Annotated in this window: 18 protein-coding genes; 8 read left to right on the forward strand and 10 right to left on the reverse strand. The window is 66.4% G+C overall.

The genetic code is table 11. The features are described 5' to 3' along the window. Positions 1-16 precede the first annotated feature (16 nt). The 3 genes from KQ910_RS15240 to KQ910_RS15250 all read left to right on the forward strand — a co-directional run bounded on the left by KQ910_RS15240 (position 17) and on the right by KQ910_RS15250 (position 4237). Positions 17-2170 carry a thiamine pyrophosphate-dependent enzyme gene (locus KQ910_RS15240; RefSeq protein WP_216961868.1) on the forward strand — a complete coding sequence of 718 codons (2154 nt, stop codon included), beginning with the start codon at positions 17-19 and terminating at the stop codon, positions 2168-2170. A 136-nt stretch (positions 2171-2306) separates the two neighbouring features. After that, positions 2307-3815, forward strand: coding sequence for an indolepyruvate oxidoreductase subunit beta family protein (locus tag KQ910_RS15245; RefSeq protein ID WP_216961870.1), 1509 nt, complete (start codon positions 2307-2309; stop codon positions 3813-3815). Then, positions 3812-4237: a PaaI family thioesterase gene (locus KQ910_RS15250; protein ID WP_216961873.1), complete on the forward strand. Its 426-nt coding sequence runs from the start codon at positions 3812-3814 to the stop codon at positions 4235-4237. Before KQ910_RS15245 ends, KQ910_RS15250 begins: the two co-directional genes overlap by 4 nt. 134 nt (positions 4238-4371) lie before the next feature. On the opposite strand, the gene KQ910_RS15255 is transcribed toward KQ910_RS15250, so the two are convergent. Next, on the reverse strand, positions 4372-5967 hold the full coding sequence (locus KQ910_RS15255; RefSeq protein WP_216961876.1) for a GMC family oxidoreductase: 1596 nt from the start codon (positions 5965-5967) through the stop codon (positions 4372-4374). Positions 5968-6232: 265 nt separating this feature from the next. On the opposite strand from KQ910_RS15255, the gene KQ910_RS15260 reads away from it, so the two are divergent. Continuing rightward, entirely contained in the window at positions 6233-7333 is a 1101-nt protein-coding gene (locus KQ910_RS15260; protein WP_216961881.1) for an AI-2E family transporter, read from the forward strand. Positions 7334-7354: 21 nt separating this feature from the next. On the opposite strand, the gene KQ910_RS15265 is transcribed toward KQ910_RS15260, so the two are convergent. Next, the gene (locus tag KQ910_RS15265; protein ID WP_216961884.1) at positions 7355-8209 is read right to left on the reverse strand and encodes an SDR family oxidoreductase; all 855 of its coding nucleotides are present in this window, start codon (positions 8207-8209) and stop codon (positions 7355-7357) included. A 10-nt stretch (positions 8210-8219) separates the two neighbouring features. Next, entirely contained in the window at positions 8220-9425 is a 1206-nt protein-coding gene (locus tag KQ910_RS15270; RefSeq protein ID WP_216961885.1) for a CaiB/BaiF CoA transferase family protein, read from the reverse strand. A gap of 116 nt (positions 9426-9541) precedes the next feature. Between KQ910_RS15270 and KQ910_RS15275 the strand changes: the two genes are divergently transcribed. The 3 genes from KQ910_RS15275 (at position 9542) to KQ910_RS15285 (ending at position 12505) form a co-directional block, all read left to right on the forward strand. Further along, the gene (locus KQ910_RS15275) at positions 9542-10243 is read left to right on the forward strand and encodes a dienelactone hydrolase family protein (RefSeq protein WP_216961890.1); all 702 of its coding nucleotides are present in this window, start codon (positions 9542-9544) and stop codon (positions 10241-10243) included. Between the two features lie 128 nt (positions 10244-10371). Then, positions 10372-11547 carry an iron-containing alcohol dehydrogenase gene (locus KQ910_RS15280; RefSeq protein WP_216961893.1) on the forward strand — a complete coding sequence of 392 codons (1176 nt, stop codon included), beginning with the start codon at positions 10372-10374 and terminating at the stop codon, positions 11545-11547. A gap of 148 nt (positions 11548-11695) precedes the next feature. Continuing rightward, a complete protein-coding gene (locus KQ910_RS15285; RefSeq protein WP_216961897.1) occupies positions 11696-12505 on the forward strand; it encodes a CmcJ/NvfI family oxidoreductase in 810 nt (269 codons plus the stop codon). Between the two features lie 33 nt (positions 12506-12538). Here KQ910_RS15285 and KQ910_RS15290 read toward each other — a convergent pair whose 3' ends face one another. Both KQ910_RS15290 and KQ910_RS15295 read right to left on the reverse strand, forming a co-directional pair. After that, positions 12539-13291: an alpha/beta fold hydrolase gene (locus KQ910_RS15290; protein WP_216961900.1), complete on the reverse strand. Its 753-nt coding sequence runs from the start codon at positions 13289-13291 to the stop codon at positions 12539-12541. A gap of 2 nt (positions 13292-13293) precedes the next feature. Then, the gene (locus tag KQ910_RS15295) at positions 13294-14148 is read right to left on the reverse strand and encodes an SDR family oxidoreductase (RefSeq protein WP_216961903.1); all 855 of its coding nucleotides are present in this window, start codon (positions 14146-14148) and stop codon (positions 13294-13296) included. Positions 14149-14229: 81 nt separating this feature from the next. On the opposite strand from KQ910_RS15295, the gene KQ910_RS15300 reads away from it, so the two are divergent. Continuing rightward, positions 14230-15684, forward strand: coding sequence for an amidase (locus KQ910_RS15300; protein ID WP_216961906.1), 1455 nt, complete (start codon positions 14230-14232; stop codon positions 15682-15684). A 139-nt stretch (positions 15685-15823) separates the two neighbouring features. Here KQ910_RS15300 and KQ910_RS15305 read toward each other — a convergent pair whose 3' ends face one another. The 5 genes from KQ910_RS15305 to KQ910_RS15325 all read right to left on the reverse strand — a co-directional run bounded on the left by KQ910_RS15305 (position 15824) and on the right by KQ910_RS15325 (position 22062). Then, positions 15824-16795: a Bug family tripartite tricarboxylate transporter substrate binding protein gene (locus KQ910_RS15305; RefSeq protein ID WP_216961909.1), complete on the reverse strand. Its 972-nt coding sequence runs from the start codon at positions 16793-16795 to the stop codon at positions 15824-15826. A 43-nt stretch (positions 16796-16838) separates the two neighbouring features. After that, positions 16839-18698 carry an acetyl/propionyl/methylcrotonyl-CoA carboxylase subunit alpha gene (locus tag KQ910_RS15310; protein ID WP_229600413.1) on the reverse strand — a complete coding sequence of 620 codons (1860 nt, stop codon included), beginning with the start codon at positions 18696-18698 and terminating at the stop codon, positions 16839-16841. Further along, on the reverse strand, positions 18698-19516 hold the full coding sequence (locus KQ910_RS15315) for an enoyl-CoA hydratase/isomerase family protein (protein WP_216961913.1): 819 nt from the start codon (positions 19514-19516) through the stop codon (positions 18698-18700). The genes KQ910_RS15310 and KQ910_RS15315 overlap by 1 nt, the downstream gene beginning before the upstream one ends. Positions 19517-19612: 96 nt before the next feature. After that, on the reverse strand, positions 19613-20773 hold the full coding sequence (locus tag KQ910_RS15320; protein ID WP_216961915.1) for an acyl-CoA dehydrogenase family protein: 1161 nt from the start codon (positions 20771-20773) through the stop codon (positions 19613-19615). 128 nt (positions 20774-20901) lie between these two features. Beyond that, entirely contained in the window at positions 20902-22062 is a 1161-nt protein-coding gene (locus KQ910_RS15325; protein WP_216961917.1) for an acyl-CoA dehydrogenase family protein, read from the reverse strand. Between the last annotated feature and the right edge of the window lie 38 nt (positions 22063-22100).

The following is a 22100-nucleotide window of genomic DNA, read 5'->3' on the forward strand; positions in this document are numbered from 1 at the left end:
CCCTATACTTCGCGCCATGCTCGACCAGCCGGCGGCCCAAATTCCCGTCTCCCAGCGGACCAATCCGGAACGCTCCTTTACCGAGGAAGTGCGCGCGCTGCGGCTGGGCGAGGGCGAGCTCTTCCGGGGCGAAGGCATCCTCGCCGTCACCAAGGCGATCCTGCAGTCGGGCGTCGCTTATGTTGGCGGCTACCAGGGCGCGCCGGTCTCGCATCTGGTCGACGTGCTGGTCGAATCGCAGGACCTGCTCGACGAACTCGGCGTCCATCTCGAAACCTGTACCAACGAATCCTCGGCGGCGGCGCTGCTCGGCGCCTCGATCAACTATCCGATGCGTGGCTGCGTCACCTGGAAGTCGATCGTCGGCACCAACGTGGCGGCCGATGCGCTTTCCAACCTGGCGTCACCGGGCGTGATCGGCGGCGCGCTGATCGTGGTCGGCGAGGACTACGGCGAGGGCGCCTCGGTCATCCAGGAGCGCACACAGGCCTATGCGCTGAAGTCTTCCCTCTGGCTGATGGATCCGCGTCCGTCGCTGCCGACCATCGTGCGCTGCACGGAGAAGGCGTTCGAGCTTTCGGAGGCGACCAACACGCCGGTGATGATGGAGCTGCGCATCCGCGCCTGCCACGTCACGGGCGAGTTCGTGGCCAAGGACAATGTCCCGCCCGCCATCTCGCGTAACCATCGCCTCGCCGAACCGGCGGCGCACAATTACGATCGCATCTCCCATCCGCCGTCGACCTACGCGCACGAGAAGATCAAGGTCGAAGTCCGCCAGCCCGCCGCCGAACGCTTCATCGTCGAGAACGGCCTGAACGAATTCTTGGCCGGCGAGCGCTCCGATCTCGGCATCATCGTGCAGGGCGGCATCACCAACGTGCTGGTGCGCGGTCTCGACCGGCTCGACGTCGAGGGCAAGATCCCGACGCTCGTACTCAACGTCACGCATCCGCTGGCGCCCGATCAGATCGCCGACTTCTGCAAGGGCAAGCGCGCCGTGCTGGTCGTCGAGGAGGGCGCGCCCGACTACATCGAACAGGCGATCCACGTCCTGCTGCGCAAGCGCGATATCGACACCAAAATCTACGGCAAGGACGTGTTGCCGATGGCGGGCGAGTACACCGCCGAGGTGATGACCGAGGGGCTGCTGAAGTTCTTCGCCCAGTCGGCCAATGACATCGACCTGAGCAGGCCGCGCGAGCGTTTCGAGGCGGTGCGCGCCGGCCGTGCCGAGGCGCAGCGCCTGCTGGGCGGGCCGCTGCCGTTGCGTCCGCCGGGCTTCTGCGTCGGCTGCCCGGAGCGGCCAGTCTTTTCGGCCATCAAGCTGCTCGAACGCGAGGTCGGCAAGGTCCACATCTCGAGTGACATTGGCTGCCATTCCTTCGCGACCCTGGCGCCGTTCAACCTCGGCAATTCGATCCTGGGCTTCGGTATGTCGCTCGCCGCGGCCGGCGCTGTGGCGCCGGTGATGCAGAAGCGCACCATCTCGGTGATGGGCGACGGCGGCTTCTGGCACAACGGGCTGCTGAGCGGCGTCGCCTCCTCGATGTTCAATCGCGGCGACCGTGTGCTGGTCATCATGCAGAACGGCTACACCTCGGCGACCGGCGCGCAGTTCATTCCCAACACGTCGGGCAATCGCCGCGACGGCGAAACGACATCCGACATTGCCGCCACCCTGAAGGCGATGGGCGTCGGCTGGCTGCGCACCATCCGCACCTACAATGTCGGCACCATGCTCAAGACGCTGCGCGAGGCGATGAGCACCGACGACAAGGGGCTGAAGGTCATCGTCGCCGACGGCGAATGTCAGCTCGCGCGCCAACGCCGCATCCGCCCGCAGATCGCCGCCCAACTGAAGCGCGGCGAGAGGGTCGTGCGCACGCGCTACGGCGTGGACGACGAGGTCTGCACTGGCGACCATTCCTGCATCCGCCTCTCCGGCTGCCCCTCGCTGGTGGTGAAGCCCAGCCCCGATCCGCTGCGCACCGATCCGGTGGCGAGCGTCAACAATGGTTGCGTCGGCTGCGGCCTCTGCGGCGAGGTCGCCGATGCCGCCGTTCTGTGCCCGTCTTTCTACAAGGCCGAGATCGTGCAGAACGCGACGTGGTGGGACCGGCTGAAGTGGCGCATCCGGTCGAAAATGATCGGAGCAATGGCGTTATGAGCTCCTCCCCATTCAAATGGGGAGGTGTCCGCGTCTTCGCGGGTGGAGAGGGCATGGATTCCACCATCCCGCGTTTGACCCCTCCGTCGGCGTATGACACCGCCACCTCCCCATCTGAAGGGGGAGGCAAAGACATATGAAGCCTCTCACCATCCTAATCGGCGCACTTGGCGGCGATGGCGGCGGCGTGCTCTGCGACTGGATCGTGGCCGCAGCGCAGAGCCAGGGATTGGGGGTGCAGGCGACGCAGATTCCGGGTGTGGCGCAGCGCACGGGCGCCACCACCTACTACCTGGAAGTGATGCCGGCCGGCGCCCGGATATCCGCCACCTCCGTGCTGGCGCTGAACCCGGCGATGGGTGAGGTCGACGTCGCGCTGGCGACCGAGCTGCTGGAAGCCGGCCGCATGATCTTCAACGGCTTCGTGACGCCCGACCGCACCACGCTGATCGCCTCGACGCACCGCGTACTGGCAATCGGCGAGCGCATGGCGATGGGCGACGGCAGCTTCGATGTCGGCCGGCTACTCCGCGCCGTGAAGGAACGCAGCCGCGCGCAGATCCTGTTCGACATGGACCAGGCTGCCGAGGAATCCGGCGGTGTCATCAACGCCGTCCTGCTGGGCGCGCTGGCCGGATCGGGGAAGCTGCCGATCCCCGACGGCGCGTTCGAGGCCGCGATCCGCCATTCCGGAAAGTCGATTGACACCAACCTTGCTGCCTTCGCCTTCGGGCGCGGCCATGCGCGTGGCGAGCTGGAGCAGGCCGTGCGCGAGCATCGCAAGCGGCAGACGGCGGTGCAGGGAGCCGAGGATCTGATCGAGCGCGCGCGGCGCACCCTCCCGGTTGCCAGCCTCGATATCGTTGAGGAGGGCATCCGGCGGCTCACGAGTTACCAGGACCGGCGCTACGCGACACTCTATCTCGACCGTCTCGACACGATCCATGCGCTTGGCTCGGGCGAGCTGCTGCGGGAAGTGGCGCGCCATCTCGCGGTGCGCATGTCCTTCGAGGACGTGATCCGCGTCGCCCAGGCCAAGACTTCGGCCGAGCGGATGATGCGCGTGCGGGCAGAAGTCCGCGCCAAGGATCACGAGCCGCTGGCGATCACCGAGCATTTCAAGCCCGGTATCGAGGAGATCGCCGCCGTGCTGCCGCCGTCGATAGCGAAGCGCCTGCTGGGCTGGGGCGAGCGGACGGGGCGCCTCGGCAAGACCTACTTCTCCATGCAAGTGCGCACGACGACGATCCTGGGCTTCGCGCGGCTACGCCTCGTGGCCGGCCTGCGCTGGTGGCGGCCACGTACCTCGCGCTACGTCGCGGAGCAGACCGAGATCGAGCGCTGGCTCGGCCAGATCCGTGCCGCATCGCCGCTCGGCATCGACCTCGCCCGCGAGATCGCGGAATCGGCGCGCCTCATCAAGGGCTATGGCGACACCCACAAGCGCGGCCTCGGCAATTATCGCCGCATCGCCGACGAGGTGATCGCGCCGGCCCTGGCGGGCCGCCTGACGCCGCGTGCCGCGGCCGATGCCGTCGCCAACGCGCGGGTAGCGGCGCTGGCCGATCCCGAAGGCGAATCGCTGTCCCGAACGCTGACCGCCATCGCAGGCGCAACATCGCCGCTCAAGCAGGCCGCGGAATGAGCAACAAGTCCGAACCGGCCGTGATCGACGTCGCGGCGCTGGCCCGCCGTGACGAATTCTGCACGAGTCTCGGCATCCAGTTCGTCGAGGCCTCGCTCGGCCGCGCCGTGACTCGCGTGACGATCGAGCAGCGCCATCTCAACTTCAACGGCGTCGGTCACGGCGGCCTGACCTTCACCCTGGCGGATGCCGCCTTCGGCTTCGCCTGCAACTCGCAGGGCGTCGTCTCGGGCAGCATCGACGCCCACATCCTCTACAGCGTGGCGGTGCGACTGGGCGATGTGCTGACCGCCACAGCGGTCGAAATCTCGCGCTCCAGCAAGGCCTCGAACTATCGCATCGACGTCGTCCGCGCCGACGACAAGCTCGTCGCCGCGATGACCGGTACCGCCCTGATCAGCGGCAAGCCGGTGGTGGTCTAAAGGCGCCGTCGTCCTGAGCGAAGCCACCCGCAGGGCGTCGCAGTCGAAGGACCTCTTTTCCGGCGCACGGCGTGTCGAAGCGAAAAGAGGTCCTTCGACTACGCTGCGCTCCGCTCAGGACGACGGCGTTTTGCTTAAGCCGCGCCCTTCAGGATATCCGCCATCTTCTCGCCGACCATGATCGACGGGGCATTGGTGTTGCCCGAGGGCATGGTGGGGAAGATCGAGGCGTCGGCGATTCGCAGGCCCTGGATGCCGTGGACCCTGAGCTTGTCGTCGACCACGGTGTTCTGGCCCTCGGGGCCCATGCGGCAGGTGCCGATCGGGTGATAGGCGGTCTGCGAGTTGTTGCGGATCCACGTCAGGATCTCCTCGTCGGACTGCACCGACGGGCCGGGCGAGAACTCCTCGTCGCGATAGGCGTCCATCGGCTTGGCGTCGACGATCCTGCGCATCATGCGGAAGCCGGCGGTCATCGCATCCTGGTCGATCCTGTCGGCAAGGAAGTTGAAGCGGATCGACGGATGCGCCTTGGGATCGGCCGAGCGGATGTGGATCGAGCCCAGGCTCTCGGGCCGCAGCTGGTAGCAGGCGATCGTCATCGACGGGAAGTCCTGCAGCTTGCGGGTCTTCGGGTCCTTGATCGAGTAGGGCACGAGATGCATCTGCACGTCGGGCGTCTCGAGTTCGGGCCGGGTCTTCAGGAAGCCGAGCAGCGGCGCCGACGGCAGGCTCATGAATCCGCCGCCGGTGGCGAGGTATTTCATCATCTGCGTCACGGCGCCGATGCCGCGCGCCATGTGGTTGTAGGAGACGTTGGCCACTTTCAGGCGCCAGATGATGCGGGCGTTGATATGGTCGCGGAAGTTCTCGCCGACCGCTTTCAGCTCGTGCTTCACCTCGATGCCGTGCTTCTTAAGCAGTTCCGGTTGACCGATGCCCGAGAGCTCGAGGATCTGCGGGCTGGCGACACCGCCGGCCGACAGGATCGTCTCTTTGGCGCGGGCCTGCACCGTCTTGCCGTCCTTCTCGTACTCGACGCCGATGCAGCGCTTGCCGTCGAGCAGGACTCGCAGCGTGTGGGCGTTGGTGACGACGTGCAGGTTGGGCCGTTTCATTGCCGGTTCGATGTAGCAATGCGCCACGCTCATGCGCCGGCCCTTGTAGATCGAGGTCTGCGTCTTCACGACGCCTTCCTGATCCTCGCTGTTGTAGTCCGGGTTGGTCTTGAAGCCGGCGGCCTTCGACGCTGCGAACAGCGCGTCGTAGAGCGGGTTCTGGTCGGGCACGGTCGAGACCTTGAGCGGCCCGTCGGTGCCACGGCCGTTCGAGCCGTCGCCGTCGACGAAGTTCTCCATGCGGGTGAAGAGCGGGGCGACGTCACGCCAGCTCCAGCCGCGGCAGCCCATCTGTGCCCAGGTGTCGAAGTCGAGCGGCTGGCCGCGCACCCAGACCAGTCCATTGATCGAGCTCGATCCACCCAGGACCTTGCCGCGCGGCACCGGGATCACCCGGTTCGCGGTATTTGGTTCCGGTTCGGACTGGTAGAGCCAGTTGGCGGCGGGGTTGTCGATCAGCAGGCCGAAGGACAGTGGCATGCGGGAGTAGGGGTGGCTGGCCGCGCCCGCTTCCAGCAGGAGCACCTTGTTGGTTGGTATCTCGGTCAACCGCGCGGCCAGTGTGCCGCCCGCCGAACCCGCGCCAACGATGATGTAGTCGTACTCGGCCATTTCCCCGGATCCTTGCGTATTGTCGTCATGCAACCCTAGCGCACCGCCACGGAGATAGCAGGGGCAATCTCGCCTCTACAGGCAAGTGGTCCCGGGTTCCGGCGAGCGGTCGCCGAATTCCGGCGATGCAACGGCCCGACTGGCGAGCGCAGACAGGTTCGCTCCGGCATCGGCATCATGAGGATCTACTTCCAGTTGGCGTCATCGCATCAGGCCCGCCGCCGTGCGATAAATGCCTTCCGCCACGGGGGCGGCGGAGACGGCGATGATCGAGACGGAAAAGGGCAGGGCCGAGGTCACACGGTTCACGATCGATGTCGCGGTTCGACTAGGCCTGATCGCGACCATCGTCTATGTGAGCCTGCTCCTGTTGCAGCCGGTGGCGCCGTTGATGCTCTGGGCCATCATCCTGTCGGTCGCCGTCTTTCCCCTGTTCAACCTAGTGCGCCGCCGTCTGCACGTCCGCGACGGTCTGGCCGCGGCACTGTTCTCGGTCCTGCTGCTCGTACTGCTGCTGACGCCGGTGGTGATCCTGGCCGGATCGGCGATCGACAGCCTGGACGCCTATGCGCGAATGCTGTTGCGGGGCGAGCATGTCGTGCCGCCTCCTCCTGAATCGGTTCGCGACTGGCCGATGGTCGGCAAACGTGTCTACGAATTCTGGCTGAACGGCTCCAACGATATCCGCGCGCTGGTGACGACCCATGTCGGCCAACTCGCATCGGCCGGTCGCTGGATCGGTCGCATCGCCGCAGGGGTGTTCCTGGAGGTCCTGCAGTTCGCCGGCGCAATCATCGTGGCGGGTATCCTGCTGGCCTATTCCGACGAGCTGCTGGAGACGGTTCGCGGCCTGGCAGGCCGTGTCGCCGACAAGCGCGGCCGGCACTTCCTCGAGATCGCCGGCTCGACGATCCGCAACGTCTCGCAGGGCGTCATCGGCATCGCGCTGCTTCAGTCGGCGCTTCTCGGCATCGGCATGCTGGTAGCGGGCGTGCCCTTTGCCGGCCCCATCACCTTCGTCTGTCTGGTGCTGGCCATCGTCCAGGTCGGCCCTAACATCATCATGATTCCGGTCATCATCTGGAGCTGGATGTATCTTCCCGCCCTGCATGCCGGTCTCTTCACCGTCTACACGCTGCCGCTGCTGCTGCTCGACAACGTGCTGCGGCCGATCCTGATGGCGCGCGGCCTGCCCACGCCGATGGCGGTGATCCTGGCCGGCGTGATCTGCGGCACGCTGGCCGGCGGCCTGATCGGCCTGTTCGTCGGCCCGGTGGTTCTTTCCGTCTTCTACGACCTGTTGGTCGCATGGATCGCATCCGGCGCCAGGCCGGAGGAGGGCGACGCCTCCGCCCCCTCGGCCTGACAGGTCGCGCTGGTCGATCCGCTACTTCTTCTTCGGACGGATCGCGTCCCACTGCTCGTCGGTCCAGTCGAGCATGGCGGAGGTGTTGGCGCCGCCGCCGCCGGACTGCAGCATCTTGCCGCCATCGATGACGATCGCGTCGCCGTTGATGTAGGCGGCGCCGTCGCTCACCAGGAAGGCGGCGAGGTTGGCCAGCTCGATATGTTCGCCGGTGCGACGCATCGGGATGGCCTTGATCATGTCCTCGTTGCCGCCGCGCTCCTTCGGCATCAGGCGGCTCCAGGCTCCTTCGGTCGGGAAGGGGCCGGGCACGATCGCGCAGGTGCGGATGCCCTTGGGACCCCATTCGACGGCGAGGCTCTTCGTCATGGCCAGCACGCCCGCCTTGGCCATCGCCGACGGCACGGTGAACGGCGCGCCGGTCAGCGAGGAGACGGTCAGGATCGACATCACGACCTTGTTGCGCTCGCCGGCCTCGATCCAGCGACGGCCGGCCGAGATGGTGCAGTAGGCGGAGCCGTGCAGCACGATGCCGAGCACGGCGTCGATCGCGCGCGAGGACATCTTGTGGGTCTGGGCAAGGATCTGGCCGGCGGCGTTGTTGACCAGGATGTCGAGCGGCCGCTTCTCCCAGATCTTATCCATCATCGCTTCGACGGCGTCGGGCACGCGCACGTCGCAGCCCACGGTCTCGATCTCGCCACCGGTCTCCTTGGCGAGTTCGTCGGCGGTCTGCTTCAGCACATCCTCACGACGGCCGCAGATCACGACATTGGCGCCGAGCTCGAGATAGCGATGAACCATCGAGCGGCCGAGGCCGGTGCCGCCGCCGGTGACGAGGATGCGCTTGCCCTTCAGCAGGTCAGGTTGAAACACTCGTCTTCTCCTACTTCTTGATCTCGGTGAGTGCGATGCCGGACGCGACAAGCTTGTCGATCTCGGCCGCGGAATAGCCGGTCTCGGCCAGTACGGCGCGCGTATCGGTACCGAACTTTTTGGGCTTGGTGCGGGCCTTGGGCGGGGTGCGGGAGAGCTTCACGGGATTGCCGACGTTCCGCCAGCCGTCCTTCTCCCACACCATGCCGCGGTGCTTGGTGTGCGGATGTTCCATGACGTCGGAGACTTCGAGCACGGCCGCCGAAGGGACGCCGCCCCTCATCAGCTCCTGCGAGAACTCGTTGGCATCACGGTCCTTCAGTAGCTCGCGCAGCTCGGATTCGAGCTCGGCACGATGGGCGACGCGATCCTTGTTGGTCTTGAAGCGCGGATCGTCCGCGAGTTCCGGCTTGCCCAGCATCTGCGTCAGCTTCCGGAACTGTCCGTCATTGCCGGCGCCGACCACGATGTTGCGGGTCTTCGTCGGGAAGTTGGAGTAAGGCACGAGGCTGGCATGGCTGTTGCCGACGAGCTTCGGCTTGAGGCCGGCCATGAAGTAGTTCGGCGCGTGCGGCTGGTGCAGCGCGATGGCGCTGTCGTAGAGCGTCGCGTCGACGAACTGGCCCTTGCCGGAACGGTTGCGCTCGTAGAGCGCCATCATGATGCCGATTGTGGCGTTCATGCCGGTCGAGAGATCGACCACCGGCACGCCGATGCGCACCTGGCCGCCCTCGGGCGAGCCGTTGACCGAGACGAGGCCGGCCGAGGCCTGCACCATGGCGTCGTAGCCCGGGAAGCCGCCCAGCGGCCCGTCGGCGCCGAAGCCCGAGACGCGGGCATGGACCAGGCGCGGGAACTTCGCAGCCAGTACGTCGTGGTAGCCGATACCCCACTTTTCCATGGTGCCGGTCTTGAAATTGTCGATCAGCACGTCGGCCGTCTCGAGCAGCTTCATCAGGACGTCGCGGCCCTCCGGCTTGGAGAGGTCGAGCGCGATCGTGCGTTTGTTGCGGTTGATGCCGGCGAAATAGGCGGAAACACCTTCGGCGTCGAACGGAGGGCCCCAGGTGCGCGTCTCGTCGCCCTGCGGCGGCTCGATCTTGATCACGTCGGCGCCGTGGTCGGCCAGCATCTGGCCGCAATAGGGGCCTCCCAGAACACGCGACAGGTCGATCACTTTCAGGCCGTCGAGCGCGCCCCCATTTGCCACCGCCATTTCGTTCCACTCCTCGGGTTCAGACAGGAGGCGCGGTTATAGACCATGGGGCTGGAGCCCGGTACCGTCCGGCCATGATCGAACGCGAACTGGATATCGCCACGCAAGATGGCGCCATGAACACTTATACGGTGCGGCCCGACGATGGCGGACCGCTGCCGGTGGTCATCATGCTGATGGACGCACCCGGGGTGCGGGAGGGCCTGCGGGAAATCTGCCGGCGCATTTCGCAGTCCGGCTACTACGTGCTGCTGCCCAATCTCTACTACCGCTCGACTCGCGAATTCGTGTGCGGGCCGACCCGCAATCATCCCGACGGCGAGGCCAACCTCAAGCGCATGTTCGGCCTGATGGAGACGCTGTCCAACGCCAAGGTTGCCGCGGATACCGGTGCGGTGCTCGACGTGCTGCCGACCCTGCCCGACGCGAAGCCCGGCAAGGTAGGGTTGGTGGGTTATTGCATGAGCGGCGCTTTCGTCACGGCGGCGGCGGCGAAGCATCCCGATCGCATCGGCTGCTTCGCGTCCTACTACGGAACGCGCCTGATCACCGACAAGCCCGACTCGCCGCATCTCATGCTGGGCGACATCACGGCAGAGGGCTACTACGCCTTCGCGGAACACGACACCTACGTGCCGCTTTCGGACGTTGCCAAGTTCGAAAGGCTGCTGGCCTCCGCTCCGTTCCCATCGAAGGTGGAGACCGAGGTCGGCACGCATCACGGCTACGCTTTCTCCGACCGCGGCAACCTGAACGAGGCCGCCCGCGAGAAGCATTACGAGCGCATGCTGGCGCTCTACCGCCGGCACCTGGGTTAAGCGCACACCTCGCCCTGAGGAGCGGCCAGCGGCCGCGTCTCGAAGGGTGGGCAACAATCTTGTCGTTACCCATCCTTAGAGACGGCGCTGCCGCGCCTCCTCAGGATGAGGATTGAGGGGGCAAAACCATGCTGAACGGCATCCACGGACATCAGGACGTCGAGCGCGTCGTCTATGGCAGGCCAGCGGGCATTGCGCTGCGCGCCGAGGCCGAGCGGCTGGGCGCGAAGAAGGTGTTCATCACCACCTCGAAGTCGGTGGCGCAGAGCGCGCTGCTGGCGTCGGTGATCGACGATCTCGGCGAGCTGCACGCCGGTACCTACGCTGGCATTACCGCGCACTCGCCGCGGCCTTGCGTCGTCGAGGGTGCTGAGATGGCACGCAAGGCCGGTGCCGATCTGATCGTGGCGGTCGGTGGCGGTTCTGTGATCGATGCCACCAAGACGATCCTGATCGCGCTCTGGCAGAACGTGAAGACGGTCGACGACCTGGATGCCTATCGCGCCGGTAAACCGAAGGAAGGTGCCGCGCCGCCGTCGGAGGCGATCAGGCCGCCGGCCGATGCGATCCGCATGATTGCCGTACCGACTACGCTGTCGGCCGCCGAGTTCAATGCCTTTGCCGGCATCTCCGATCCGCGCAAGGGCATCAAGGAGAGCTTCGGCCACCGGCTGATCGTGCCACGGGTCATCGTCCTCGATCCCGCCGCCACCCTGGCGACGCCGATGGACCTCATGCTGTCGACCGGGCTCAAGGCGGTTGACCACGCGGTCGAGCGTCTGTGTTCGCAGCAGGCCCATCCCTTCGTGCTCGGCACCGCAACCGAGGCCCTGAAGCTGCTGGCCCGCGCCCTGCCGGCGCACAAGGCCAATCCCGACGACATGGCCACGCGGCTCGACCTCCAGTTCGGCATGTGGCTGTCGATCGGCGCCGGCACCTCCGGAGTCGGCGTCGGCGCAAGCCACGGTATCGGCCACGTGCTGGGCGCCGCCTGCCACGTGCCCCATGGCCATACGTCCTGCGTGATGCTGCCGTCGGTATTGCGCTGGAACCTACCGGCCAACGAGGAGCGCCAGAAGCGGGTGGGCGAGGCGTTCGGCCAGCCCGAGGCCGCGGCCGGCGACCTGGTCGAGAGGCTGGTGAAGTCGCTCGGCCTGCCGGGGCGCCTCTCCGAAGTCGGTGTCGGCAAGGACCGCTTCCGCGAGATCGCGGAGAAATCGATGCACGATCGCGCCGTCCTCAACAATCCGCGGCCCATCAGGGGACCGGAGCAGGTCATGGAAATTCTGGAACTCGCAGCCTGAAGCGACATGACCCCATGAATTCTTCTCGTGAGCCTGCGGGGTGCCAAGCGGCTAAAGCCACACGATCTAAAGGGGGCTAACGCTTCAAGTCACGGGTGAAACCATGGTCGATATCCGAACCGTCGAATCTGCCGCTACGAGGCCGCCGTTGGCCCACTGGGTCGAGGCGCCCATCCAGTATCTGGCCGATCTCAGCATCAAGCCCGTGACCTATAACCCGCCGCACGGCACCGGCCTGCCGCGACGCGAGGGCAACTATCGCGACTTCACGATGCGTATCCACGATGCCCGCCCGATCGCACACGACCTGTCGCTGGACCGGCAGGCCTTCATCCTGACCCACCACGACACCGAAGTGCGCGACTTCTATAACGAAGACGAGGTTCGCGCGAAGTATCACGCCGAGGTCGAGGCCTTGATCAAGCGCGAGACCGGCGCGTCGAAGGTCGTGGTGTTCGATCACACGGTGCGCACGGCCGATCGCGCCGTCGAGCGCGGCCTGCGGACGCCGGTGCGCAGCGTCCATTGCGACTACACCGAAAGGTCGGGGCCGCAGCGCGTGCGTGACCTGCTGCCGCCCGAGGAGGCGGAGCAACGCCTCGGGAAGCGCTTCGCCGAGTACAATGTCTGGCGCAGCATCGCGCACGAGCCCGTCGAGATGACGCCGCTGGGCCTCGTCGATTCCGAAAGCCTTGCGCCGCGCGATCTCGCCATCTGCGATATCGTCTACGCCGATCGGACCGGCGAGATCTACCAGGGCGTCCACAACGCCGATCACCGCTGGTTCTATTTCCCGAAGATGACGCGCGACGAGGCAATCCTCATCAAATGCTACGACTCGGCGAAGGACGGAAGGGCGCGCTTCTCGCTGCATTCCGCATTCGACGATCCGACGACGCCGGCGAATCCGAAGCCGCGTCAAAGCATCGAGGCGCGGGCCTTCGCGTTCTTTGATTAGGTGCGCAATTGGAACCGTGCGGGCTCTCGCGCCTCAGAAGGCGCTGCCGCCCGCCGGCGCGTCTGAACGCGCCGCCGCAATCGTCTCCAGGTGCTCCACCAGCTCTTCCGGATTGCTGAAGAACGGCGAGTGGCCGCTTTCCAGCCTCAGCACCTTGCAGGGCGTCGCCTTCACCATCGCGCGCTGCAGGGCGATGCGGATGGCGTTGTCGTGGGTGCATTCGATGTACCAGCGCGGCACCGAGCCGAAGCGTTCCTCGGTCAGGGTCACCGGCGTGGTCGAGATGGCCAGCGGCTGCGGCCTCAGCCGCTCCATCGCCTTGTAACGGTCCTCGGGCGAGACGTCGGCGTAGAAAAGGCTCGGCAGCTTGTCGCGCGCGAAGGTGTAGGTCTTGCCGTCGGGGCTGACCTGGCGCGAAAGGCGGAACAGCGCGTCGGGTTCGAGCGCGGTCATGTCCCTGCCGCTCTTGCCCGAGGTCGGCAGCAGGGCGCAAACATAGACCAGCGCCTTCAGCTTGCGACGCCGGGCCTCGGCGAGCTGGCTGATCGTAATGCCGCCCAACGAATGGCCGACCAGGATGACCTGGTCCTCCATCTTGTCGAGGAGACGGGCGAGTTTCTCCACATTGTCGGCCAGCGTCACGTTGGCCGGCGGCGTCTGGTCGTTGCCCAGGCCCGGCAGGTCGGGCGCGCAGACCTTGTGGCCGGCCGTCTCGAGCAGCGGCACCACCTTTTCCCAGCACCACCCGCCTGTGCAGGCGCCATGGATCAGCAGGAACGTCGCCACGGTCAGGCCTTTCCGACGACGGTGCGCGCGCCGGGGGCGGGCACGAAGAAGTCGGGCATCAGCTTCGTGCCGGGCGAGACGGCATACTTGTCGAAGTCGGTGACGCCCTCGGCCGCCAGCACCTCGTCGTCGATGAAGAAGTTGCCGGTGCAGGCGCGCGACGGGCGGGTAAAGATCGCATGGGCGGCATCGGCCATGATCTCGGGCTTGCGGCACTGCTTCATGCCCTCGTCGCCGCCCAGGATGTTCTGGATGGCCGAGGTGGCGATCGCGGTGCGCGGCCACAGGCAGTTGAAGGCGATACCCTTGTCCTTGAACTCGGCGGCCATCGACCAGGCGAAGACCGACATGCCGTACTTGGCGAGCGTGTAGGCCGGGTGGTTCGCGAACCACTTCACATCGAAGTCGAGTGGCGGCGAGAGGTTCAGGACATGCGGGTTGGCCGCCTTCAGCAGATGCGGGATGCACTTCTGCGAGACCATGAAAGTGCCGCGCGCGTTGATCTGGTGCATCAGGTCGTAGCGCTTCATCGGCGTGGCCAGCGTGCCGGTCAGGCTGATGGCGCTGGCATTGTTCACCAGGATGTCGATGCCGCCGAACTTCGCGACGGTCTCGGCTACGGCCTTGTCGACGCTCTGCTCGTCACGGATGTCGCAGGCGAGGGGCAGCGCCTTGCCGCCGGCCTTCTCGATCTCCTCCGCCGCGGTGAAGATCGTGCCCGGCAGGCGCGGATCGGGCTTCACCGTCTTCGCGGCGATGGCGATGTTGGCGCCGTCGCGCGCCGCGCGCAGTGCGATGGCCAGTCCGATGCCGCGGCTCGCGCCGGTCACGAACAGGGTTTTGCTACCCAAGCTCATGGCGTCCCCAAGAAATCCTCGGGCTCTATAGCCGGGGCGAGGGAGGGGCGGCTAGTCTCGCGAAACTCAGGGGAGGCATGCATGAATCCGTGCTTTGAAACGGCGACGCGGCTTGCACGCGCCATACGAAACGGCCGGCTGAGTTCGGTGGAGGCGACGAAGGCGCATCTCGAACGGATCGCACGTGAGAACGGGTCGCTCAACGCGCTGGTCGTGGTCGATCGCGATGGCGCGATGAAAGCGGCAAGGGCCGCCGACCGCGCGCTCGAGGCGCGGAAAACCAGCGCGAAGAAGCCGCTCGGGCCACTGCACGGTGTTCCGATCACAATCAAGGAAGCGTTCGATGTAGCGGGTCTGAGGACGACGTCCAGTCATCCGCCGCTCGAGGCCAATGTTGCCCGGCAGGACGCGACCCTCGTGGCGCGGCTGCGGGCCGCCGGCGCGGTGATCCTCGGCAAGACCAATGTGCCCGAACTCTGCGCAGACTTTCAGACCGACAGCCCGATTTTCGGCACGACGAAGAATGCCTGGGACGAGCGCCGGACGGCCGGTGGCTCGACCGGCGGCGGCGGTGTCGCCGTGGCGGCGCGCCTGTCGCCGCTGGAGCTGGGCAGCGATATCGGCGGCTCCGTGCGCAATCCGGCCCACTACAACGGCATCTTTTCCCTGAAGCCCACCGAATGGCGGGTGCCGGGACACGGCCATGTGCCGGACCTTCCGGGAGCGACGCGGAGCACCCGCTACATGGGCACGTTCGGGCCGCTGGCGCGCTCGGTCGACGATCTGGAACTCGCGCTTCGCATCGTCGCCGGGCCGGACGGATACGAGGCGGAGGCGGCGCCGGTGCCGCTCGGACCGACCCCCAAACTGACGGCCAAGGGACTGCGCATCGCGGTCCTGACCAGCAATCCGCTGGTGCCGGTCTCGGCCGACACGGTGGCGGTGGTGGAGGCGACCGCGAAGCTGCTGACGACGGCCGGCGCAAGGGTGAGGCGTGCCGAGCCCGAGGGGCTGGACTGGCAGCAGGGCTGGGACGACTGGGCGGACCTGTTCCAGTACATGATCATGAATGCCCTGCCGCTCGCCGAGCGCGAACGGCATTTCCGCAAGATCCATTCACCCGATCCGACGGCACGCTCGGTCGCGCGCGCGGCACGCCTCGGCATGGCGCAGTTCTTCGCCGTCCTCGACCGGCGCGACCAGATTGCCCGCCGGTGCGAAGCCTTCCTCGACGACTATGACGCCTGGCTGATGCCGGTGATGCCGGATGCGGCCTTCGTCCGTCAGTCGCAGAAACTGCCGCTCAAGATCGACGGCGTCGACCATCCGTATTTCTTCGCCGGTACCGCCTACAATTTCCTGGCCAACCTGACGGGCCAGCCCTCGATCGTGCTGCCCTGCGGCTTCTCGAAGGGGGGAATGCCGATCGGCCTCCAACTCACCGGCAAACGCTGGGGCGAGGCGAAGCTGCTCGGTGTGGCGAAGGCGCTGGAGAAGCTGCTGCCGCCGTGCCCTGTGCCGCCGGCGTTTGCGTAAAGAGAAAAGGAAAGATCCTTCGCTTCACTCAGGATGACACCTTCCGTGTCATCGACGCAGTGCCGCCTATTCCACCAACAGTGTCATCCTGAGCGAAGCGACGGAGCCTTCGGTTGCGCCTCAGGATGACACGCAGGCGTCAGTCGACCTTCACGCCGGCCTTGTCGATGATGGGCTTCCATTTGGCGAACTCGGCCTTCTGATAGGCACCGAAGACGTCGGCTTTCATCTGCTCCGGCGTCGGGATGTCCTGCCCGAGGTCCTCGAGCTTGCGGCGGATTTCCGGGTCCTGCAGGGCCTTCACGGCAGCGGCATTGATCTTGTCGATGATCTCCTTCGGCGTTCCCTTGGGCGCCCAAAGCCCGTGCCAGATCGCGACCTCGATGCCGGGGAAGCCGGCTTCGGCGGTCGTGGGGACGTCGGGCGCGGCCGCCGTGCGCTGCTTGGCTGTCACGGCGTAGACCTTGAGTTTGCCGGCGCGGATGTGGGGCAGGGAGTTCGACGACTGATCGATCATGACCTGGATCTGGTTGGCGATCAGGTCCTGCACGGCGGGGCCGGTGCCGCGATAGGGCACGAGCTGGTAGTTGGTGCCGGTGACCGCGAAGAAGGCCAGCGCGCCGATATGCGAGCCGGAGCCGAGGCCCGCGGTACCGCCCGAAATCTTGTCGGCATTGGCCTTGAGGTAGGCGACCAGCTCCTTCAGGTCCTTGGCCGGCACCTGGTTCGACGTCACGACCAGCAGCGGGTTGGATGGCAGGAGCGCGATCGGCGCCAGATCGTTGATCAGGTCGTAGTTCAGGTTCTTGTAGATTGCGCCGTTCACGACGTTGGTGCCGAGATGGCCGATGCCGATCGTGTAGCCGTCGGGTGCGGAGCGGGCGAGCTTGCCCATGGCGATCGAGCCCGCCGCGCCGGTGACGTTGTCGATGATGATCTGTTGGCCGAGTTCCTTGCCCATGCGCTCGCCGAGGATGCGGGCCATCACGTCGGTCGGGCCGCCGGCCGCGAAGGGCACGATCAGGTTGATCGGCTTGTTGGGATAGGCCTGGCCGAAGGCCGGGCCGGCGGCAGCCACGGCAAGCAAGGCGAGCGCAACTCTACGCAGCATGGCAATTCCTCCCTGGACTTCTCTTGTTGGGAGGAGCCTAGCGTCAACTGGCGGCGGGCTCCATCGTCACCAGCACGGTCCGGTTGGAAACCTGCTGGCCCTCCTGGACGGAGACGGCCTCGATCCGGGCATCCAGGGCGGCCTTGAGCTGGTGCTGGATCTTCATGGCTTCGAGGACGATCAGTGTCTGGCCGCGTAAGACCTTGTCGCCCGGCATAACCTTGATCGCGACGATGCGTCCGTCCATCGGTGCCCGCAACTTGCCGTCGCTGCCGGCGGCGGCGGCCTCGGGCGGGGCGTAGGTGCGGTCGGTGAAGCGCACCGTGAGGGCCTCGAGGTCGAGCACGATGTCGCTTCCGTCGATATGGAAGGGGACGTCGGGCGTTTCGGCCTCCCGGACCTGCAGCAGGCGCTCCGTGCCGCCGGCGGCGAGCCGGATCGGCGTCGGCTCGGGGTTGGAGTTGCGCCAGCCCCGCATCGACGGCGGATACTGCGCGGCCGAAGCCTGCCACAGCAGATGGGCCGCGGCGGTCCAATGGGCATCGCCGATCTCGGGTGCGGGAAACTGGTGCTTTGTTAGAAACGCCGTCGTGGCCTCGCCGGCCGCGAAGTCGGGATGCTCGAGCAGGCGAATCAGGAAGTGCCGGTTGGTCGTCGGTCCCAGCACGACCGTCTCGGCGAGTGCCCGGATCAGCCGCACCCGCGCTTCCTCGCGCGTCGCGCCATGGGCGATCACCTTGGCGATCATTGGGTCGTAGTAGGGCGAGATGGCGAGCCCGTCCTTCATGCCGTGGTCGATTCGCACACCGGGACCGGTTGCGGGCCGCCACACGTCGATGCGGCCGGTCTGCGGCAGGAAGCCGGCATAGGCATCCTCGGCGTAGAGCCGGACCTCGATCGCGTGTCCGTTGAAACTCACCTGCTCCTGCGTGAGCGGCAGCTTCTCGCCGCGCGCGACGCGGAGTTGCCATTCGACGAGGTCGAGACCGGTGATGGCCTCCGTCACGGGATGCTCGACCTGCAGGCGGGTGTTCATCTCCAGGAAGTAGAAGGCGCCGTCGGCGCCCAGCAGGAACTCGACCGTGCCGGCGCCGCGATAGAAGATAGCCCGGGCGGCCGCGACGGCGGCCTCGCCCATGCGCGCCCGCAATCCCGGGTCGACGGCGGGCGAGGGCGCCTCCTCGATCACCTTCTGGTGGCGGCGCTGCACCGAGCAGTCGCGCTCGCCGAGATGGATGACGTTGCCGTGGGCATCGGCAAAGACCTGGATCTCGACATGCCGCGCATCGATCACGGCCTTTTCGAGGATCAATTCGCCCGAGCCGAAGGCGCTCTCCGCCTCGGTCCGCGCCGTCCGGATGGCCTCCAGGAGGTCGCCGTCGCGCTCGACCAGCCGCATACCGCGTCCACCACCGCCGGCTGCGGCCTTCACCATGACGGGCAGGCCGATCTTGCGCGCCTCGGCTTCGAGGTTGGCGTCGCTCTGGTCGGCGCCCTGATAGCCCGGCACGCAGGGCACGCCGGCATCGATCATGCGTCGCTTGGCAGCCGCCTTGTTGCCCATCGCGCCGATGGCAGCAGGCGGTGGCCCGATGAAGGTGACGTTCGCGGCCTCGCAGGCCGACGCGAAAGCCTCGTTCTCCGACAGGAAGCCGTAGCCGGGATGGATCGCGTCGGCGCCGCTCCTGCGCGCGGCGTCGAGGATGCGATCGATGCTGAGATAGCTCTCGCCGACGGGCGGTGGCCCGATGCGCACCGCCTCGTCGGCGAAGGCGACGTACGGAGCATCCTTGTCGGCGTCGGAGTAGACCGCGACGGTACGGTAGCCCATTGCCCTGGCCGTACGCATCACGCGCCAGGCGATCTCGCCGCGATTGGCGACCAGGACCTTGCTGAAGTTCATCACTCGACGGCCCAGCGCGGCGGCCGCTTCTCGGCAAAGGCGCGCAGGCCTTCCCCGGCCTCCGGGCCACGGCGCGCTTCGGCGAATTTGTCGGCGGCGAAGTCGAGCACGTCCGACAGAGGTTCCGTGCCGACCCTCATGACCACCTGCTTGGTGAGCGCATTGGCGATCGGCGCGCACTTGTCGATCTGCTTCAGCACCTCTTCGAGCTTGGCGTCGAGGGCGGCTGAATCGGGAACGAGATAGTGGGCGATCCCGAGCCTCAGGGCTTCGGCGCCCTTGAAGCGCGCCGCCGTGAGCGCAAGGTGCCTCGTCTGCGGCACGCCGATGCGCACGGCGACGAAGGGCGCAATCTGGGCCGGCACGATGCCGATGGCCGTCTCGCTCATGGCGAAGCCCGCGCCCTCGGTGCAGATGGCCACGTCGGAGACGCAGAGGATGCCGAAGCCGCCCGCGATGGCATAGCCCTCCACCGCGGCCACCACGACCTGCGGCGTGTTGTTCATCATCTCGAGGAAGGCGCCGAACTGGCGGTTCCAGACCGCGATCGGATCCTTCTCGCCGGGCTTCGGCTTGTCGGTGAAGCTCTGCTCCATGTTCTTGAGGTCGGCGCCCGCGCAGAAGGTGCCGCCGGCCCCACGCAGGATCACGACCTTGATGTCGCGTCGGTCGCGCAGGATCGTGAACACCGACTTGAGTTCGCCGATCAGCGTCGGGTTCAGCGCGTTCTTCACCTCGGGCCGGTTCAGCGTCACGTAAAGGCGCGACCGCTCGCGGCGGAGGATGAGGGCTTCGTACTTGTCGGCGAATTCAGTCATGACTCAAACTCCGTGTCATCCCGAGCGCAGCGAGGGATCCTTGATCGGCGTCGCTAAGGATCCCTCGCTGCGCTCGGGATGACACCATTTTCTTCACTATCGATTCTCCAAGCGGGGCAGCGTGCCCATGTGCTTGGAGATGATCTGCAGCATCACCTCGTCGGCGCCGCCGCCGATCGAGGCGAGGCGCGAATCGCGGAAGGCGCGGGCCGTCGGCGATTCCCAGAGATAGCCGGCACCGCCCCAGTATTGCAGGCAGCCGTCGGTGACGAGGCGCACCATGCGGCCGGCCTTGAGCTTGGCCATCGAGGCCAGCATCGTGACGTCGGCGCCGTCGAGATATTCCTCGCAGGCGCGGTAGCAGAGCGAGCGCACCAGCTCGATCTCGGTGCGCAGCTCGGCCAGCTTGAAATGGATCACCTGGTTGTCGAGCAGGGGGCGGCCGAACACCTTGCGTTCGCGCGTGTATTCGATCGTCTGGTCGATCAGCCGCTCCATGCCGACCACGGCACTGATCGCACCCCACAGCCGCTCCTCCTGGAACTGCTGCATCTGATAGACGAAGCCGAGCCCTTCCTGGCCGATCAGGAAGCGCTGCGGCACCTTCACTTCGTCGAGGAAGATCTGTGCGGTGTCGGAAGAGCGCATGCCGAGCTTGTCGAGCTGCTTCACGACCTCGACGCCCTTGGTCTTCATCGGCAGGCAGATAAGCGACTTGTTCTTGTGGATCGGGCCGTCGCCGGTGCTGGCCAGCAGGCACATCCAGTCGGCCTGCGTGCCGTTGGTGGTCCACATCTTGCCGCCGTTGATCACCCAGTCGCCGCCCACCTTGCGGGCGGTGGTCTTGATCGAGGCGACGTCGGAGCCGGCACCGACCTCCGAGACGCCGAGGCAGGCGACGTAGTCACCGGCGATGGATGGCGCGAGGAACTCCTTGCGCAGGTCGTCGCTGCCGTAGCGGGCCAGTGCGGGCGTCGCCATGTCGGTCTGCACCCCGATCGCCATCGGCACGGAGCCGCAATGGATGTGGCCCAGCTCCTCGGCCATGACCATGGCGTAGGAATAGTCGAGCCCCATGCCGCCGAACTCGGTGGATTTGTTGATCCCAAGCAATCCGGCATTGCCCAGCTTCTTGAAGACCTCGTGGGCGGGAAAGATGCCGTCCTCCTCCCACTGGTCGACATGCGGATTGATGTCCCTGTCGATGATCGCCCGCAACGTGCGGCGGATCTCGTCATGTTCCTGTGTGAACTGCACAGATTAACTCCTCTTTGAACTCTTCTCCCCCGCTAGGGGGAGAGGTTGGGTGAGGGGGCTACGCACCGACTCACCCCCTCACCTAGCCTCTCCCCCTAGCGGGGGAGAGGAACATGATTTCGTGTTCATCATCGATTGCCCAAGCGGGGCATCGTGCCCATCAGCTTGGAGATGATCTGCAGCATGACCTCGTCGGCGCCGCCGCCGATCGAGCCGAGGCGGCCGTCGCGATAGCCGCGTGCCACCGGATTGTCCCAGAGGTAGCCGGCGCCGCCCCAGTATTGCAGGCAGGCGTCGGAGACTTCGCGACGCAGGCGGCCGGCCTTCAGCTTGCCCATCGAGGCCAGCATGGTGACGTCCTTGCCGGCGAGATAATCCTCGCAGGCGCGATAGACGATGGAGCGCAGCGCCTCGACCTCGCTCTTCAGCTCGGCCAGGCGGAAATGGATCACCTGGTTGTCGAGCAGCGGCTTGCCGAAGACCTTGCGCTCGCGCGTGTAGTCGATGGTCGCGTTGATGATCCGCTCGCAGGTGTTGAGCGAACCCGCGCCGGCCCACAGCCGCTCCTCCTGGAACTGCTGCATCTGGTAGGTGAAGCCCATGCCCGGCTGGCCGATCGTGTAGCGGACCGGCACCTTCACCTCGTCGAAGAAGGTCTGCACGGTATCCGACGCGCGCATGCCGAGCTTGTCGAGCTTCTTGGCGATCTCGATGCCCCTGGTCTTCATCGGCACGACGATCAGCGACTTGTTCTTGTGCGCGGGCCCGTCGTCGGTGCTGGCCAGCAGGCAGATCCAGTCGGCCTGCGCACCGTTGGTCGTCCACATCTTCCCGCCGTTGATCACCCAGTCGCCGCCGACGCGGCGCGCCGTCGTCTTGATCGAGGCGACGTCGGAGCCGGCACCGGTCTCGGAGACGCCGAGGCAGGCCACGTAGTCGCCGGTGATCGAGGGGGTGAGGAACTCCCGACGCAGCTCGTCGCTGCCGTAGCGGGCAAGGGCTGGCGTCGCCATCGAGATCTGCACGCCGGTCGCCATCGGGATCGAGCCGCCGTTCACCCATCCCAGCGATTCGGCGCAGACCATGGCGTAGGAGAAGTCGAGGCCGGAGCCGCCGAACTCGACGGGCTTGTCGACGCCTAGAAGACCGGCATTACCCATCTTCTTGAACAGCTCGTGAGCCGGGAACTGTCCGTCCTTCTCCCACTGGTCGACATAGGGATTGATCTCGCGATCGATCAGCGTCTTCCAGGTCTGGCGCAGCGCCTCATGCTCGGGGGTGAATTTCATTTGGACGACTCCTTGCGCACAGTCATGCGATCCGCTTC

This window comes from Reyranella humidisoli, from assembly GCF_019039055.1.
GTDB classification, from domain to species: domain Bacteria; phylum Pseudomonadota; class Alphaproteobacteria; order Reyranellales; family Reyranellaceae; genus Reyranella; species Reyranella humidisoli.

Excerpts from the sequence above, each read along its gene's own strand:
- KQ910_RS15305 (WP_216961909.1), bottom strand. The coding sequence starts at position 16,795 with ATGCTGCGTAGAGTTGCGCTCGCCTTGCTTGCCGTGGCTGCCGCCGGC.
- KQ910_RS15270 (WP_216961885.1), bottom strand. The coding sequence starts at position 9,425 with ATGGCGGTGGCAAATGGGGGCGCGCTCGACGGCCTGAAAGTGATCGAC.
- KQ910_RS15300 (WP_216961906.1), top strand. The coding sequence starts at position 14,230 with ATGAATCCGTGCTTTGAAACGGCGACGCGGCTTGCACGCGCCATACGA.
- KQ910_RS15240 (WP_216961868.1), top strand. The coding sequence starts at position 17 with ATGCTCGACCAGCCGGCGGCCCAAATTCCCGTCTCCCAGCGGACCAAT.
- KQ910_RS15315 (WP_216961913.1), bottom strand. The coding sequence starts at position 19,516 with ATGACTGAATTCGCCGACAAGTACGAAGCCCTCATCCTCCGCCGCGAG.
- KQ910_RS15255 (WP_216961876.1), bottom strand. The coding sequence starts at position 5,967 with ATGGCCGAGTACGACTACATCATCGTTGGCGCGGGTTCGGCGGGCGGC.
- KQ910_RS15310 (WP_229600413.1), bottom strand. The coding sequence starts at position 18,698 with ATGAACTTCAGCAAGGTCCTGGTCGCCAATCGCGGCGAGATCGCCTGG.
- KQ910_RS15275 (WP_216961890.1), top strand. The coding sequence starts at position 9,542 with ATGAACACTTATACGGTGCGGCCCGACGATGGCGGACCGCTGCCGGTG.
- KQ910_RS15295 (WP_216961903.1), bottom strand. The coding sequence starts at position 14,148 with ATGAGCTTGGGTAGCAAAACCCTGTTCGTGACCGGCGCGAGCCGCGGC.
- KQ910_RS15260 (WP_216961881.1), top strand. The coding sequence starts at position 6,233 with ATGATCGAGACGGAAAAGGGCAGGGCCGAGGTCACACGGTTCACGATC.
- KQ910_RS15245 (WP_216961870.1), top strand. The coding sequence starts at position 2,307 with ATGAAGCCTCTCACCATCCTAATCGGCGCACTTGGCGGCGATGGCGGC.
- KQ910_RS15280 (WP_216961893.1), top strand. The coding sequence starts at position 10,372 with ATGCTGAACGGCATCCACGGACATCAGGACGTCGAGCGCGTCGTCTAT.
- KQ910_RS15325 (WP_216961917.1), bottom strand. The coding sequence starts at position 22,062 with ATGAAATTCACCCCCGAGCATGAGGCGCTGCGCCAGACCTGGAAGACG.
- KQ910_RS15250 (WP_216961873.1), top strand. The coding sequence starts at position 3,812 with ATGAGCAACAAGTCCGAACCGGCCGTGATCGACGTCGCGGCGCTGGCC.